The following is a 13,761-nucleotide window of genomic DNA, read 5'->3' on the forward strand; positions in this document are numbered from 1 at the left end:
CCGCTAGATTCGGCGGTATGGCCGACCAAGGAACCATCGAGCGCGGCGCGGAGCTGCTGCGCCTCCACCGTGACCCCAAGCTGCTGAGCGTCGTCAACGTCTGGGACGTCATCAGCGCCACCGTCGTCGCCGCCGTCGAGGGCACCACCGCCCTCGCGACCGCGAGCCACTCGATCGCCGCGACCTACGGCTACCCCGACGGCGAGAACATCCCGCTGGACACGATGCTCGACATGGTCGGGCGGATCGTGGCCTCCACGTCCCTGCCGGTCTCCGCCGACCTCGAGGGCGGCTACGGCGACCCGGCGGAGACGATCCGCCGCGCGATCGGCGTCGGCGTCGTCGGCGCCAACATCGAGGACCAGCTGCGCCCGCTGGCCGAGGCCGCCTCCAACGTGGAGAAGATGATGAAGGTGGCCGCCGAGGAGGGCGTCGACTTCGTGCTCAACGCCCGCACCGACGCCTTCGCCAAGGCCCGCGACCGTGATCCCGCCGAGAGCCTCAAGGACGCGATCGAGCGGGGCAAGGCCTACCTCGACGCCGGCGCGCCCCTCGTCTTCGTGCCCGCCCGGTTGAACGAGGAGCAGGTCGAGACCCTGGTCGACGCCTTCGGCCCGCAGCGGCTGAGCATGATCGCCATCCCCGGCAACCCCTCACTGGCCCGCCTGGAGGAGCTCGGCGTGAGCCGCGTGTCGTTCGGCCCGATGTCCCAGAACGTGGCGCTGACCGCCCTGCAGGAGCTGGTCGAGGAGGTCCAGCGCGGCGGGGGCGTCCCCCGGACCATGCGGATGCTCAACTAGCCTCTTCGGCGTGAAGGTTCTCAGCCGCGCCGCCCTGACCGTCACCACCCTCGCCCTCGTCCTGACGGGAGCGTGCTCGAGCGCCTCCCCGGGCCCCGACGCGAGCCCATCGCCGACCGGACGGGCGAGCCACGCAGCTGCGGCCGTCGCCGCCGCGACGACCCCCAAGGTGACCAAGCTGCTCGTGGTCGTGGAGGAGAACCACTCGCTGGCGCAGATGAAGGCCGGCATGCCCTACACGTTCCGGCTGGCCAAGCGCTACGGCTACGCCACCGGCTACGACGCGATCACGCACCCCTCGCTGCCCAACTACATCGCGATCGCCGGCGGCAAGACCTACGGCATCGACGACGACGCCGACCCTGCGGCGCACCAGCTGGGTGGTCGCTCGGTGTTCGGGCAGGCCATCGCGAACGACCGCACGGCGGCGACGTACGCCCAGGGCATGCCGAGCCGGTGCGCGCTGACCAGCAGCGGTGACTACGCCGTGCGGCACAACCCGTGGACCTACTTCGTCGAGGAGCGCGCCCAGTGCCGCAAGCACGACCTGCGGATGAGCCGGTTCGCCGGCGACGTCACCGACGGTGACCTGCCGCGGGTGGGCATGGTGATCCCCGACCTCGCGCACGACGCCCACGACGGCACGCTGAAGAAGGCCGACGGCTGGTTCAAGGCGCTGATGACCCAGGTCTTCCAGGGTCCCGACTGGACGTCGGGCCACCTCGCGGTCGTGCTGACGGCCGACGAGGACGACCGCAACCACGGCAACCGGGTGCTGACCGTCGTGATCCACCCCAGCCAGAGCCACCACGTGGTCAAGGCCCGCCTCGACCACTACTCGCTGACCCGGCTCTACGACGACGTCGCGCAGCTGCCCTACCTGCACCGCGCCAAGGGTGCGGCGTCGATGACGGAGGCGTTCGGGCTGCCGGTCCGCTGACCCGGGTCGGATTCTGGGTCAGAGCCGGGGGAGCCGCAGCACGAACAGCGCCCCGCCGGCCGGGGAGGCCCCCTCGGCGAGGAGTACGTCGCCCCCGACCGAGCGCGCCACTCTGCGGGCGATGCCCAGCCCCAGGCCGGTGCCTCCGCCCGGGCCCGTGGCGCCGGCGTCGAAGACGGCCTCGCGCACCGTCGGGTCGACGCCGGGGCCGTCGTCGCCGACCCGGACCTCGACGCCGGCCGGGTGCACCGCGACGTCGAGGGACACGGCCGAGCGGGCGTGCCGGACGGCGTTCTCGACGACCGGGGAGAGGGCCCGGACCACCAGGTCCCGGGGCGCCGCCACCCGGACCCCGTCGGGGCCGGCGGTGCGGGCCAGCGCGAGCTTGTCGGGCACGAGCGGGACGACCGCGTCGACCACGTCCCCGAGCAGGCAGGTCGCGGTGCTCTGGGCCGCCTCGGGCTCGCGGGCCAGGTCGAGGAGGGTCGTGATGGTGACGGCCATGGCCCGTGAGGCGAGCGCGATCTGCTCGAGGTCCTCCCGGACGTCGTCGCTGACCTCACCGCGCATCAGGGCGAGGTCGGCCGAGCCCTGGATCGCCGCGAGCGGGGTGCGCAGCTCGTGGGCGAGCTCGGACGTGAGCCGCTGCTCGGCCCGGATCGTCATCGCGACGCGCTCGAGGAGGCCGTCCAGGGTGTTGCCCAGGGCCGCGATCTCGTTGGTCGACGGTCCGAGCTCGAAGCGCCGGCCGAGGTCGTGCTCGCTCCAGTCGGTGGCCCGGTCGGCCATCTGGACCACCGGCGCCAGCGCCCGGTTGGTGACCCAGCGCGCGATCAGGCCGCTGGCGATGAGCACGATCAGGCCGATCGCGATACAGGCGAACAGGACGAACCGGCCGGCCCGTTCGTAGGGCGCCAGCGGCTCGCTCACGATCACGACACCGGAGACGCCGGAGCCGGTCGTGAACGGCTGGGCGCGCAGGCGCGCGCGCTCGCCGATCCGGGTGTAGGTGGTCGTCGTGACGGTGGTCAGCGGCAGCAGGTGCTCGGTCGGGACCGTGGCGAGGTCGCCGGCGACCCGACGGCCCCGGGCGTCGTACACGGCGACGCCGGGCTCGAGGACCTCGGCGGGCACCGTGAGGGTGGTCCCGGAGGCCGAGTCGACCGCGGCGACGACGGCGTCGTTGCGCTCCTCGAGGAGGGTGTTGATGGTGTTGTCGGTGGTCTGGTGGAGCAGCAGCTGGATCCCGAACGTCACCGCGACCATGCCGAGGGCGATCAGCGCCATCGTGGAGAACACGATCTGGGTGCGGAACGACGCGTGGCGCCAGCGGCTGGTGATCACCTCAGGACGAACCCGACCCCGCGCACGGTCTGCAGGCTGACCGGGGAGTCGAGCTCCTCGAGCTTGCGGCGGACCCTGCGGATGTAGGAGTCGACGGTGTTCTCGCTGACGATGGCGCCGTCGGGCCAGGCGGCGGCCACGACCGCCCGGCGGCGTACGACCTCGCCGGGACGCGACGTGATCGCGGCCAGCATCCGGAACTCCGTGGGGGTCAGGGCCACCTCGGAGTCACGGCAGCGCAACGAGTGACGGGTCGGGTCGAGCAGCAGGTCCCCGGAGGCGGCGACCGGGGTGCGCCCACGGCGGGCCAGGGCCTCCACGCGCGCAATCAGCTCCTTCACGTCGAAGGGCTTGGGCAGGTAGTCGTCCGCGCCGGCCGAGAAGCCGGCGAGCCGGTCGTGGACCGTGCCGAGGGCGGTGAGGAACAGGACGGGCGCGGCCTGGCCCGCCGAGCGCAACGCCTGGCAGACGTCGCGGCCGTCGGCGTCGGGCAGGCCGATGTCGAGGATGACCACGTCGAGGTCCACCTCGGGGCCGAACTGGCGCAGTGCCTCGCCGCCGGTGTGGGCCGCGATGACGCTGTGCCCGGCGAGGCCCAGCGCCTGGCCGACGACCCGGCGGATCGCCGGGTCGTCCTCGCAGAGTCCGATGGTCGCCATGTGGTCAGTCTCCCCCTGATGTGGTGGATGCGGACACCTGGTCGCCCCAGGCGGCGCGGGCGCCGGAGTCGCCGATCCGGTAGACCTGCACGGTGGTCGCCAGTGCGGCGACCACGCCGAGGACCGCGACGGCCCGCAGCGCGGTCGTGGCGTGGGGCCGGCGGCGGTCCAGGAGGACCAGGGCGAGGGCCAGCACCAGCAGCGGGACCAGGAACCAGATGAGCTGGTCGCCGAGGGCGGCGTGCTGGCCCGGGTCGCCGACGTGCTTCTCGAGGGCCTCGCCGCTCGACGTGGCGATCGGGTCCAGGACCGTGCCCAGTGCGGCGGCACCGACGACCAGCCAGCCGTAGTGGTGGCGCCAGGCCGGGCGCAGGGCCAGTGCGATGGTGCCGAGCGCGGCCAGCGGCACCAGCACGACGACGGCGTGCACCACCAGCGGGTGGAGCGGCAGGCCGTTGATGAGATCGAACATGGGGCTCCTTCGGAGGGTCGTTGAGGAGGATCGTGCACAGAACCTGCACTAAACCTGACTGGGGACATCGGTGGCCCCGTGATCCTCACGTCGGGGAGTCCTGGCGCGTTCAGGCACGGCCGGGGGATATGTCGTTGCGCGCGGCGACACGGCAGGGCACGCTCTGCCGCGTGACCGAACTCGATGACCGCCTCAAGGCCGCCGTCCGCGCCTGCACCGCCATGGTGCCGTGGCACCCGAAGACCGCCCCGGCCGAGGTGTTCGCCGGCCTTGCCCGGGCGTGCGAGGAGCTCGGGATCGACGAGTGGGACATGTACGCCGACGGCGGCGCCGTCACCCGGCTCGAGACCGAGCTCGCCGAGCTCATGGGCAAGCCCGCCGCCGTCTTCTTCGCCAGCGGGACGATGGCCCAGCAGTCGATGCTGCGGGTGTGGTGCGAGCGTCGCGGCACCCGTCGTGTCGGCATCCAGGACATCTCGCACCTGCTCAAGCACGAGGCCGACGGGCCGCGGCTCCTGCACGACCTCCGCTTCGAGCCGCTCACCACCGGCCACGAGGTCGCGACCGCCGAGGCGCTCCGGGCGATGACGCCGGGCCTCGGCGCCGCCCTCGTCGAGCTGCCGCTGCGCGACGCCGGCTGCCTGCTGCCCACGTGGGAGCAGCTCACCGAGCTGTGCGCGGCCGCCCGCGAGCTCGGGGTCCCGCTGCACGTCGACGGGGCCCGGATCTGGGAGTCGCAGCCCTTCTACGACCGGTCGCACGCGGAGATCGCGGCGCTGTTCGACTCGATGTACGTCTCGTTCTACAAGGGCATGGGCGCCGCGTCCGGCGCCGCGGTCGTCGGCGAGCAGGACACCATGGACGAGCTGCGCGTGTGGCGGCAGCGGATGGGCGGCCAGCTCTACCGGCTCTCGCCGTACGCCGTGGGCGCGCTGGTCGGGCTGCGCGACCGGCTCCCGCGGATGGGGGAGTACGTCGCGTGGGCGCGGGCGTTCGCCGAGGAGCTGGTTGCGGCCGGGCTGCGGGTCAACCCGTCGCCGCCGCACACCAACACGTTCTTCATCTACGCCGAGGCGCCCCTGCTCGAGCTCAAGGAGCGGTTCGCCGCCCTGATGGAGCGCGAGAAGGTCCAGCCGAGCGGCTCGTGGTGGGAGACCGACGTGCCGGGCGTGAGCATGACGGAGATCTCCTGCTACGACTCCGCGCTCGGCCACGACCCGGCCAAGGTGGCCGCCTGGTTCGCCGAGATCGCCGGGGCGTGAGCACGGCCGGGGTGGCGGTTGCCGTTGCCTCGGTGGACGAGGCGCTGCCGCAGATGCAGGAGCTCGCCTCCCGCCTGTGGACCCGGTCATCGCGCCACCACCCGGGGCAGCTGGCCTGGTCCGCCCGCTACGGCCTCGACCTCGGTCACGGCCCGGTGGCGCTGTTCCGGGTGGCGGGCGAGCTCGTGGGCTGGGCCTGGGCCGAGGCCGACGACTGGCTGGAGCTGTGCGTCGACCCCGCGCACCCGGGTGTCGTCGACGACGCGGCCGGCTGGTTCCTGGACCGGGCTCCCGCGGGTCCGCTGCGCACGATGACGCTGGAGACGGAGACCGTGGTGCTCACGGGCCTGGCGCGGGCGGGCTTCGAGGTGGAGGACCAGCCCTGGTTCACCCACCACCACCTGGACCTCGCGGCGTTGCGCGACGTGCCGTGCGTGCCCGGCTACTCGCTGCGCCACGTGGAGCCCTCGGAGCACGAGGAGCGGGCCGCCTGCCACCGGGCCGCCTGGGCGCCTCCGGGCGGCACGAGCCGGGTGTCGGCAGCGGCGTACGCCGGGTTGATGGCGACGCCGCCCTACCGCCACGAGCTGGACTGGGTGGCGGTGACAGCCGGGGGCGAGATGGTGGCGTCCTGCCTGGTCTGGCTGGACCCGCGCACGGGCGTGGCGCTCGTCGAGCCCGTCGGTTGCGCACCCGACCACCGCGGACGTGGCCTGGCCGGAGCCGTCAGCCTCGCGGGCCTGCACGCCGCGCGGGACGCCGGAGCGGGCCTCGGCCTCGTCTGTCCCCGGGGCGACGACGACTACCCGCTGCCCGGGCGGGTCTACCGCGCGCTGGGCTTCGAGCCGGGCCCTCGCACCCTCATCTTGAGGAACGGATCCGAACCTCAGGAGACTTGACAGGTTCTTGCGGAAACCCCGAGGCAATCCCGGCTGGTCCCTTGCAGGGGGCCGTGCAGAGTTCTGGTCATCAAGGAAATGACCAGCCGGACAGCTGGTCCTGATCAAAGGAACAGCAATGGCCACCTCCCTCCTGAGCACCACCACCGCCAAGGTCCTGGCGTCCGTCGTCCTCGTCGGTGGAGCCGCCTCCGTCGCCGGCCTGGGCACCTTCGGCTCGTTCACCTCGAGCACCTCGGCCAGCGCCAACGTCACCTCCGGTGTCGTCCAGCTGGGTCTGAACCAGGGCGCCGTGGCCACCACCGTGGCCGCCACCCAGGTCCTCCCGGGTGACACGATCCAGCGGGCCGTCACGCTGACCCGCTCGGCTGGCACCGAGTCCTTCGGCTTGGTCAAGATGACCACCAGCACCAGCACCCCGAACCTGCTCACGAGCGACGCCACCAACGGCCTGCAGCTCGCGATCGACAGCTGCTCGGTCGCCTGGACCAAGGGCGCGTCGGACAACTCGCTCTCCTGCTCCGGCACGACCACCTCGGTCCTGGCCTCCCGCGCCGTCATCGGCACCAACCTCGACCTGGCCGCGGCCACCACGGCGCTCAACGCCAACGCCGGCAGCGCCGGCGCGGTCAACCTGCGCCTGTCGATGGTGCTGCCGACCGCCGCCGACAACACCTTCCAGGGCCTCACCAACGCCGTGACGTTCACCTTCGACGCCACCCAGAAGGCCACCGCCACCTACCGGTGACCCAGACCCCCGTGGGGTCGCCTGACCGAGCAGGCGACCCCACGGGCTCGTTGTCTCCCCGCCGCACCCACCCGACTCCCCGTCCGACCCAGAACAGGATCAGACCATGAGCCACACCGTTGCCACCAGCGCCGGACGCCACCGCGTCGAGGCTCCCGCTCCGTCGGCCGCGCGTCCCTCCTGGGGTCGCCGGATCGGGCACTGGGCGGCCAACGGCGTCCTGCTCGTCTGCGTGCTGGCGTTCTTCGGCATCGCGCTCGGCCCGCACCTCTTCGGCTACCGCACCGCGACGATGCTCACCGGCTCCATGGAGCCCGGGATCATGCCGGGTGACGTGGTCGTGACGGTGCCCAAGCCGACCAGCGAGCTGAAGGTCGGCGACGTGATCAGCTACCAGATCCCGATCGAGGACCACCGGGTGGAGACCCACCGGGTGACCAAGATCGTCCGGGGCAAGGACGGCTCGACCACGATCGTGACCAAGGGTGACAACAACCCGAACGTCGACCCCTGGACCGCGACGCTGAGCGACGACACCGTGTGGGAGGCACGGGCAGTCGTCCCCAAGCTCGGCACCGCGATCCGCGTCCTCCGCACGCCGGCTGTCCGGCACGGCGTGTTCTGGTTCGCCTTCGGCGGACTGATCCTCCTCGGCCTCACGCTGATCTGGGGCAAGGAGGAGGAGGACGCGGAAGGGGGCGACGACCCCACCGACGCTGACGGGGACACCGGCGGGGACACCGGCGGGGACACCGGCGGGGACGCCGACGGCACCGACTCGGACGACGACCACGCTCAGCCCAGCCACGAGCACGAGGAGGTCGTCGCCGCATGAGCGAGACCCTGCACCCCGCGCACCCAGCGCACCCGGCGCCCCCGGCCTTCGACGCCAGCGCGCTGGCCCGCCTCGCCAGCGAGGTGGACGACACGACGTACCCGACGGTCTTCGCCACCCGCTACCAGTCCATGCTGCCCCAGCGCGTCGGCCGGATCGCCGAGGCCCTGGGCCACGCCGACCTCGAGGTCGCCCTCGACGCGGTGCTCAGCCTCCGGGTCTCCTCGACCACGGTCGGCACCTGCGAGCTCGCCGAGATCGCCGGCGACATCGAGGCGAGCGTCCGCCGCGAGGACCTGGCCTCGGCCCGGATGTCGGCGCGCCGGCTCGCGGTCGTCGCCTCCCGGGCGCACCTCGCGCTCGGCGGCTACCTCGCCGCCGCAGTCTGACGCCGTCTCGCGCCCAGCGTCAGCTGGGTGCCTCCATGCGGTAGCCCACGCCCCGCACGGTGCGGATGAGCTTGGCCGCGCCGGGGCCCTCGCCCAGCTTGCGACGCAGGTTGCCGATGTGGACCTCGACGAGGTGGGTGTCGGTGGCCCACTCGGTGTCCCAGACCGAGCGCAGCAGCGCCTCGCGGGTCCAGACCCGGGCGGGGGTGCGCATCAGCTCGGTCAGCAGGTCGAACTCGGTGCGGGTCAGCGTCAGCTCGCTGTCGTCCTGGAAGGCCCGGCGGCCGTCGACGTCGACGGTGAGGGTGCCGTGGCGCAGCACCTCGTGCTCGGGCTCGGCCGCGACGTGGTTGTTGACCGGGACGGCGACCGTCTGCGGGCCGCGGCGCGGCCGGCGGAACATCGCGTTGACGCGGGCCTTGAGCTCGCGGGGGCTGAACGGCTTGGACAGGAAGTCGTCGGCGCCGGTCTCCAGCCCGATCAGCTTCTCCACCTCGTCGTCGCGCGCGGTGATCATCACGACGTAGGCGTCGGAGATCTCGCGGATGCGACGGCAGGCCTCGATGCCGTCGATGCCGGGCAGGCCGAGGTCCAGGGTGACCAGGTCCGGGTCGTGGTCGCGCACCGCGTCGACGCCGGCCAGACCGGAGTCGACGGTCATGACGGAGAAGCCCTGCGTCGAGAGCGTGAACTCGATGAGGGAGCGGATGTCCTCGTCGTCCTCGACGACGAGGGCCTTCCGGTCTTCTCCCGAGCTCGTTGACATGTGCACATGGTGCCAGAACTTGCCGCTTTCTTGAGGTTGCTTCGGGTCCCGCTTGAAACCGTTTCGAAAGACTGGGGGCATGACCAGCCTCGACCTCAGCCGCCGCGCGGCCACGGTGCTGCTGGTCGCTGCGCTCGTGGTCCTGACGCCGGGCCTCGCCCTCGCCCGCTTCAGCGCGTCCAGCTCGGCCCCCGCACAGTCCGTCGGCACCGCCGTCCTGGTGGCCCCGACGAGCGTCACCGGCACCTACCAGTGCACCAGCAGCGGCAACACCGAGGGGGTCTCGGTGACGGTCAGCGGCTTCACCGACACCGGCCCCGCGGGATCGTCGTACGCCGTGACGGTGACCAGCGAGGACGGCCCAAGCAACTCCTCGACCTCGACGGCGCACACCCGCACCGTCGCGGTCTCGCAGACGAACGACAAGGCGTCGACGAAGTACACCGTCTCGATCCGCTCGGTCTACAGCAACTGGACCGGACCCCTGTGGTCGAAGGTCGTGTCGTGCACCAAGGGCTCCACCAACTCCGGCTCCCTCTGACAGGTCGAATCGGGACTTCCAGTCACTCGAATCGGGAGTTGTGACCACTCGAATCGGGGCTTTCCCCCAATGCCCTCGCGCCCGGCTGACCTGAAGTCCCGATTCACGTGACGAGAAGTACCGACTCGACTGTCGGGAAGTCCCGATTCAACCCGCTCTTCAGCGGCGGTTCAGGCTGCCTTCAGCGGGGACGCGGCATCCTCGGGTGACCCCTCGAGGAAGGACCTCCCGTGAAGACCCTGACCATCGCCTCCCTGTGCCTGGCGAGCGCGGCCTCCGCAGCCGCCGTCGCGACCGGCGTTGCCGCATCCGGCGCGGCGCCCGTGACCGCGGCCGCACCGCACCACGTCACGCACCACGCGGCTCCCGCCGCCGTCGATCCCGGCGCGTTCGCGACGTCGAAGCCCAACCCGTACTTCCCGCTGAAGCCCGGCACCGTCGTCCGCTACCGCGGCGTCGACGAGGGGCACCGGCTGACCGAGCGGCTCACGATCACCCACGACACCAAGATGATCCAGGGCGTGAAGACCCGGGTCGTCCACGACGTCCTCCGCCGCGCGGACGGCTCGGTCGCGGAGAGGACGTGGGACTGGTACGCCGCGGACCAGGACGGCAACGTCTGGTACTTCGGCGAGAACACCGCGACGTACGACGAGCACGGCAACGTCGACTCCCGCGAGGGGTCGTGGCGGGCCGGGCGCGACGGCGCGCGGGCCGGGATCATCATGCCGGCGCACCCCCGCCCGACCGACGCCTACCGCCAGGAGTTCCTCCGCGGGCACGCCGAGGACCAGGCCTGGGTCGTCCAGAACGACGCGACGGTGCGGGTCGCCGGCCACCGCTACACGTCGGTCGTGCGCAGCTTCGAGTGGTCGCGGCTGGAGAAGGGGGTCGTGTCGGTGAAGTACTACGCCCAGGGCGTCGGCATCGTCACCGAGCAGGACCTCGCCGGCGGCAGCGAGAAGTTCGAGGCCGTCTCGGTCACCCACCCGTAGGAGCCGCCTAGCGCGCGTGGGCCTTGCGGCGGGGGCGGCGACAGGGCCAGTGTCGGGCCATGAGCAGGGTGGGGCTCGTCCTGGGAGCCGGCGGGGTGGTGGGGCAGGCCTACCACGCCGGCGTGCTCGCCGCCCTCGAGCACGACCTGGGCTGGGACCCGCGGGACGCCGAGGTGGTGGTGGGCACGTCGGCCGGCGCGATCACCGGGACCCTGCTGCGTGTCGGCGTCCCGGCCCCGGAGCTCGCGGCCTGGATCGTGCAGGCGCCGCTCGAGGCCGAGGGCATGATGCTGCGCAGCCTGCTGGGCAACGAGATCCCCGTGTTCGAGCCGTTCCGGCTGCTGCCGCTGCTGCGCCGGCTGCCGGACCCGCCCGGGTGGGAGATGGTGCAGCGGGCGGTGATCCGGCCGTGGACCTTCCGGCCGATGGCCGCCGCGCTCGCCCTCCTCGCCCCGGGTCGCGTCGACATCGCCGAGCAGCTGAGCATGCTGCGCGAGGTGGAGGGCCGGTCCTGGCCGGAACGCGACCTCTGGATCTGCGCCGTGCGCCGCCGAGACGGCCGGCGGGTGGTCTTCGGGCGGCCGGGCGGCCCGGAGGCCCCCCTGCACCTGGCCATCGCCGCGTCGTGCGCGGTGCCCGGCTACTTCATGCCCGTCACGATCGACGACCACGTGTACGTCGACGGCGGCGCGCACTCACCCACGAACGCCGCACTCCTGCGGGGACAGGACCTCGACCTGGTGATCGTGGTGTCGCCCATGTCGGGGCCCGTGCAGATCCCGACCGACCTCTACGCCCTGTCCCGGGGCCACGCCGCACGACTGGCCCGGCGCGAGACCCGGGCGCTCCGGGAGAGCGGCACGCCCGTGATCACGTTCCGGCCCGGCGCGGCCGAGCTCGCCGCGATGGGCAACGACTTCATGGCGCGGGAGCGGGTCGACGAGATCGTCCAGCAGGCGTTCCTGGGTGCCGGCTCGTACGCCGCCCGGCCCGAGATCCGGGAGCTGCTGATCTCCGTCGGGCTCCGGCGGGGTCACTAGCCGCGGTCGGCCCCCTGGGCGGACGCCGGCGGCTCGGTGAGCACGCGGAGCGCCAGGTCGGTGGTCGCGGTGACGTTGAGGTGACCGACGACGCGCAGCACGCGCTCCACGTCGAGCGGGAGCAGGCCGGGGGAGCCCGGCACGTGCGGGGTCAGCCCCAGGTCGAGGTCGGTCCTGCCCGACATGATCGCCAGGTTGAACTCGAACCGCTCCCGGGCGCCGGGTGCCGTGAGGCGCTTGAGCAGCCCGGCCCCGATCTTGCGGAGCCCCTCCTCCTCGCAGTAGGAGTCGAGGGTCGCGACGAGGTTGACACCGTCGGCGTGGTCGATGTCGGCCCACACCGACTGCATCGACCCCATCTGGGTGAGCAGCACCGGCGCGGTCTTCTCGCCGATGCCCGCGACGCCGGGCAGGTTGTCGCTCGCGTCGCCGCGGAGGGCGGCGTACTCGAGGTAGTGCTCGGGCGCGATGCCGTACATCGACTCCAGGCGCGCGGGGCTGAGCAGCGGCGACGCCGCGATCCCGCCGTTGATCAGGCGCAGCACCCGGGTGTGGTCGCTGATGTGGGCGAAGGCGTCCCGGTCGGAGGTGATCAGCACGCAGCTCCAGCCCTCGCGCTCGGCCCAGGTCGCCGCCGAGGCGTTGACGTCGTCGGCCTCCAGGCCCGGCGGTGTCACGGTGTTGAAGCCCAGCGCGTCGAGCATCGCGCCGGCCCGGTCGAGCTGGTCGACCAGGGTCGCGTCCTTCTCCGCGCGGCCGGCCTTGTAGTCCGGATAGGCCGCCGCACGGATGGAGTGGCTGCGGTCGTCCAGGCCGAAGATCACGGCGTCCGGGGCGAACATGTCGATCGCCTCGAGGATCTGGCGGAGCATCCCGTGCAGCGCCCACGCGGGCCGGCCGCCACGGTCCAGCAGGCCCGTGTCGGAGCGCGCGTGGTGGCTGCGGTGGAGGAGTGAGGGGGCGTCGACGGCGAGCAGCAGGCGGCGCTCGGTGAAGGGGGTTCCGGAGGTCTGCATGGGAGGCCCCATGCTCTACCCTCCCAGCGTGAGTGCCCAAGCCCCCTCCGCTGTGATCCTCATCCGCGCCGAGAAGTTCGTGCCCAACCCGGCGACCGCGGCCGACAACGCCTTCCAGGCCGACATCCCGGCCGGGCAGTCCGCCGACATCACCTCGGCCCAGGCGCTGGCCGAGATGGACGCCGTCGCCGACGCGCTCCGCGACGCCGGGGTGCGCGTGCACGTCTTCGAGGACCACGACCACACCCGCCCCGACAGCGTCTTCCCCAACAACTGGCTCTCGACGCACGCCGGCGGCACGGTCGCGGTCTACCCGATGTACGCCTCCAACCGGCGGCACGAGCGCCGGGCCGACGTGCTGGAGATGCTCAAGTCGTCCTACCGCGTCCAGACGATCGTGGACTACTCCGGCCTCGAGCCCGACGGCATCTTCCTCGAGGGCACCGGCGCCATGGTCCTCGACCACGTGTCCCGGGTGGCCTACATGGCCGTCAGCCACCGCGCCGACTCCCACGTCCTGGAGCGCTTCTGCACCGACTTCGGCTACGAGCCGATGGCCTTCGACGCCGTCGACTCCAGCGGCGTGCCGGTCTACCACACCAACGTGATCGCCTGCATCGGCACGGACGTCGCGATGATCGCGCTGGAGATGATCCCCGACGTCGTACGCCGCGAGCAGGTCCGCGAGCGCCTCACCGTCAACGGCCGCAAGGTCGTCGAGCTCACCGAGGCGCAGATCCGCGAGTTCGCCGGCAACGCGGTCGAGCTCTGCGGCCGGACCGCGGACGGCCGGCGCCGCTACATCATGGCGATGTCCGCGCGGGCCCGCCGCAGCCTCACCCCGGAGCAGGTCGCGGTGATCGAGGAGTCCTGCGAGATCGTCGCGATCGACATCCCGACGATCGAGCTGGCCGGCGGGTCGGTGCGCTGCATGATCGCCGGCGTCCACCTCGACCTGCGCCCCACCGAGGTGCCGCCGACCACCGCCGTCCGGGCCATCAACGAGGACCACCCGGTCACCGCTGACGGCCGGTACGTCGACGCCGGGGTCTGAG

The 13,761-nt window shown here is 72.5% G+C and carries 16 protein-coding genes; 11 read left to right on the forward strand and 5 right to left on the reverse strand.

Annotation, left to right across the window (positions count from 1 at the left end; all coding sequences use genetic code 11):
* Window positions 1-17 precede the first annotated feature (17 nt).
* On the forward strand, window positions 18-800 hold the full coding sequence (locus tag EJF31_RS02710) for an isocitrate lyase/phosphoenolpyruvate mutase family protein (RefSeq protein ID WP_125035545.1): 783 nt from the start codon (window positions 18-20) through the stop codon (window positions 798-800).
* 10 nt (window positions 801-810) lie between these two features.
* Window positions 811-1,740 carry an alkaline phosphatase family protein gene (locus EJF31_RS02715; protein ID WP_125035546.1) on the forward strand — a complete coding sequence of 310 codons (930 nt, stop codon included), beginning with the start codon at window positions 811-813 and terminating at the stop codon, window positions 1,738-1,740.
* Window positions 1,741-1,758: 18 nt separating this feature from the next.
* Here the strand turns inward: EJF31_RS02715 and EJF31_RS02720 are convergent, their stop codons facing one another.
* Genes EJF31_RS02720 through EJF31_RS02730 form a run of 3 tightly spaced genes read right to left on the reverse strand, consistent with a single transcriptional unit; the run spans window position 1,759 to window position 4,215 of the window.
* On the reverse strand, window positions 1,759-3,084 hold the full coding sequence (locus tag EJF31_RS02720) for a HAMP domain-containing sensor histidine kinase (protein WP_125035547.1): 1,326 nt from the start codon (window positions 3,082-3,084) through the stop codon (window positions 1,759-1,761).
* On the reverse strand, window positions 3,081-3,743 hold the full coding sequence (locus EJF31_RS02725; protein WP_125035548.1) for a response regulator transcription factor: 663 nt from the start codon (window positions 3,741-3,743) through the stop codon (window positions 3,081-3,083). Before EJF31_RS02725 ends, EJF31_RS02720 begins: the two co-directional genes overlap by 4 nt.
* A gap of 4 nt (window positions 3,744-3,747) precedes the next feature.
* The gene (locus EJF31_RS02730) at window positions 3,748-4,215 is read right to left on the reverse strand and encodes a DUF2231 domain-containing protein (protein WP_125035549.1); all 468 of its coding nucleotides are present in this window, start codon (window positions 4,213-4,215) and stop codon (window positions 3,748-3,750) included.
* 170 nt (window positions 4,216-4,385) lie between these two features.
* Between EJF31_RS02730 and EJF31_RS02735 the strand changes: the two genes are divergently transcribed.
* From EJF31_RS02735 to EJF31_RS02755, 5 genes are all read left to right on the forward strand, one after another.
* Window positions 4,386-5,477 (forward strand): low specificity L-threonine aldolase, encoded by a 1,092-nt coding sequence (locus tag EJF31_RS02735; protein WP_185736111.1) that lies wholly within the window; start codon window positions 4,386-4,388, stop codon window positions 5,475-5,477.
* Window positions 5,474-6,376: a GNAT family N-acetyltransferase gene (locus EJF31_RS02740; protein WP_125035551.1), complete on the forward strand. Its 903-nt coding sequence runs from the start codon at window positions 5,474-5,476 to the stop codon at window positions 6,374-6,376. Before EJF31_RS02735 ends, EJF31_RS02740 begins: the two co-directional genes overlap by 4 nt.
* Window positions 6,377-6,494: 118 nt before the next feature.
* Window positions 6,495-7,124: a TasA family protein gene (locus EJF31_RS02745; RefSeq protein ID WP_125035552.1), complete on the forward strand. Its 630-nt coding sequence runs from the start codon at window positions 6,495-6,497 to the stop codon at window positions 7,122-7,124.
* Between the two features lie 106 nt (window positions 7,125-7,230).
* Entirely contained in the window at window positions 7,231-7,959 is a 729-nt protein-coding gene (locus EJF31_RS02750; RefSeq protein WP_185736112.1) for a signal peptidase I, read from the forward strand.
* Window positions 7,956-8,348 carry a hypothetical protein gene (locus EJF31_RS02755; protein ID WP_125035553.1) on the forward strand — a complete coding sequence of 131 codons (393 nt, stop codon included), beginning with the start codon at window positions 7,956-7,958 and terminating at the stop codon, window positions 8,346-8,348. The genes EJF31_RS02750 and EJF31_RS02755 overlap by 4 nt, the downstream gene beginning before the upstream one ends.
* Before the next feature lie 19 nt (window positions 8,349-8,367).
* Here EJF31_RS02755 and EJF31_RS02760 read toward each other — a convergent pair whose 3' ends face one another.
* On the reverse strand, window positions 8,368-9,114 hold the full coding sequence (locus EJF31_RS02760; RefSeq protein ID WP_125035554.1) for a response regulator transcription factor: 747 nt from the start codon (window positions 9,112-9,114) through the stop codon (window positions 8,368-8,370).
* Between the two features lie 79 nt (window positions 9,115-9,193).
* Here EJF31_RS02760 and EJF31_RS02765 point away from each other — a divergent pair, with 79 nt between their 5' ends.
* The 3 genes from EJF31_RS02765 to EJF31_RS02775 all read left to right on the forward strand — a co-directional run bounded on the left by EJF31_RS02765 (window position 9,194) and on the right by EJF31_RS02775 (window position 11,690).
* Entirely contained in the window at window positions 9,194-9,655 is a 462-nt protein-coding gene (locus tag EJF31_RS02765) for a hypothetical protein (protein WP_125035555.1), read from the forward strand.
* Between the two features lie 230 nt (window positions 9,656-9,885).
* Window positions 9,886-10,650, forward strand: coding sequence for a hypothetical protein (locus tag EJF31_RS02770; RefSeq protein ID WP_125035556.1), 765 nt, complete (start codon window positions 9,886-9,888; stop codon window positions 10,648-10,650).
* 59 nt (window positions 10,651-10,709) lie between these two features.
* Complete coding sequence (locus EJF31_RS02775) at window positions 10,710-11,690, forward strand: patatin-like phospholipase family protein (protein ID WP_125035557.1); 981 nt, start codon at window positions 10,710-10,712, stop codon at window positions 11,688-11,690.
* Here the strand turns inward: EJF31_RS02775 and EJF31_RS02780 are convergent.
* Window positions 11,687-12,706 carry a 5'-3' exonuclease H3TH domain-containing protein gene (locus EJF31_RS02780; protein ID WP_125035558.1) on the reverse strand — a complete coding sequence of 340 codons (1,020 nt, stop codon included), beginning with the start codon at window positions 12,704-12,706 and terminating at the stop codon, window positions 11,687-11,689. The genes EJF31_RS02775 and EJF31_RS02780 overlap by 4 nt on opposite strands.
* Window positions 12,707-12,734: 28 nt before the next feature.
* On the opposite strand from EJF31_RS02780, the gene ctlX reads away from it, so the two are divergent.
* Complete coding sequence (gene ctlX / locus EJF31_RS02785; protein ID WP_125035559.1) at window positions 12,735-13,760, forward strand: citrulline utilization hydrolase CtlX; 1,026 nt, start codon at window positions 12,735-12,737, stop codon at window positions 13,758-13,760.
* The last annotated feature ends 1 nt before the right edge of the window (window position 13,761 follow it).

Source organism: Nocardioides sp. LS1 (assembly GCF_003865225.1).
Classification (GTDB): domain Bacteria; phylum Actinomycetota; class Actinomycetes; order Propionibacteriales; family Nocardioidaceae; genus Nocardioides; species Nocardioides ginsengisegetis.

Excerpts from the sequence above, each read along its gene's own strand:
- EJF31_RS02710 (WP_125035545.1), top strand. The coding sequence starts at position 18 with ATGGCCGACCAAGGAACCATCGAGCGCGGCGCGGAGCTGCTGCGCCTC.
- EJF31_RS02725 (WP_125035548.1), bottom strand. The coding sequence starts at position 3,743 with ATGGCGACCATCGGACTCTGCGAGGACGACCCGGCGATCCGCCGGGTC.
- EJF31_RS02730 (WP_125035549.1), bottom strand. The coding sequence starts at position 4,215 with ATGTTCGATCTCATCAACGGCCTGCCGCTCCACCCGCTGGTGGTGCAC.
- EJF31_RS02745 (WP_125035552.1), top strand. The coding sequence starts at position 6,495 with ATGGCCACCTCCCTCCTGAGCACCACCACCGCCAAGGTCCTGGCGTCC.
- EJF31_RS02750 (WP_185736112.1), top strand. The coding sequence starts at position 7,231 with ATGAGCCACACCGTTGCCACCAGCGCCGGACGCCACCGCGTCGAGGCT.
- EJF31_RS02755 (WP_125035553.1), top strand. The coding sequence starts at position 7,956 with ATGAGCGAGACCCTGCACCCCGCGCACCCAGCGCACCCGGCGCCCCCG.
- EJF31_RS02760 (WP_125035554.1), bottom strand. The coding sequence starts at position 9,114 with ATGTCAACGAGCTCGGGAGAAGACCGGAAGGCCCTCGTCGTCGAGGAC.
- EJF31_RS02765 (WP_125035555.1), top strand. The coding sequence starts at position 9,194 with ATGACCAGCCTCGACCTCAGCCGCCGCGCGGCCACGGTGCTGCTGGTC.
- EJF31_RS02775 (WP_125035557.1), top strand. The coding sequence starts at position 10,710 with ATGAGCAGGGTGGGGCTCGTCCTGGGAGCCGGCGGGGTGGTGGGGCAG.
- EJF31_RS02780 (WP_125035558.1), bottom strand. The coding sequence starts at position 12,706 with ATGCAGACCTCCGGAACCCCCTTCACCGAGCGCCGCCTGCTGCTCGCC.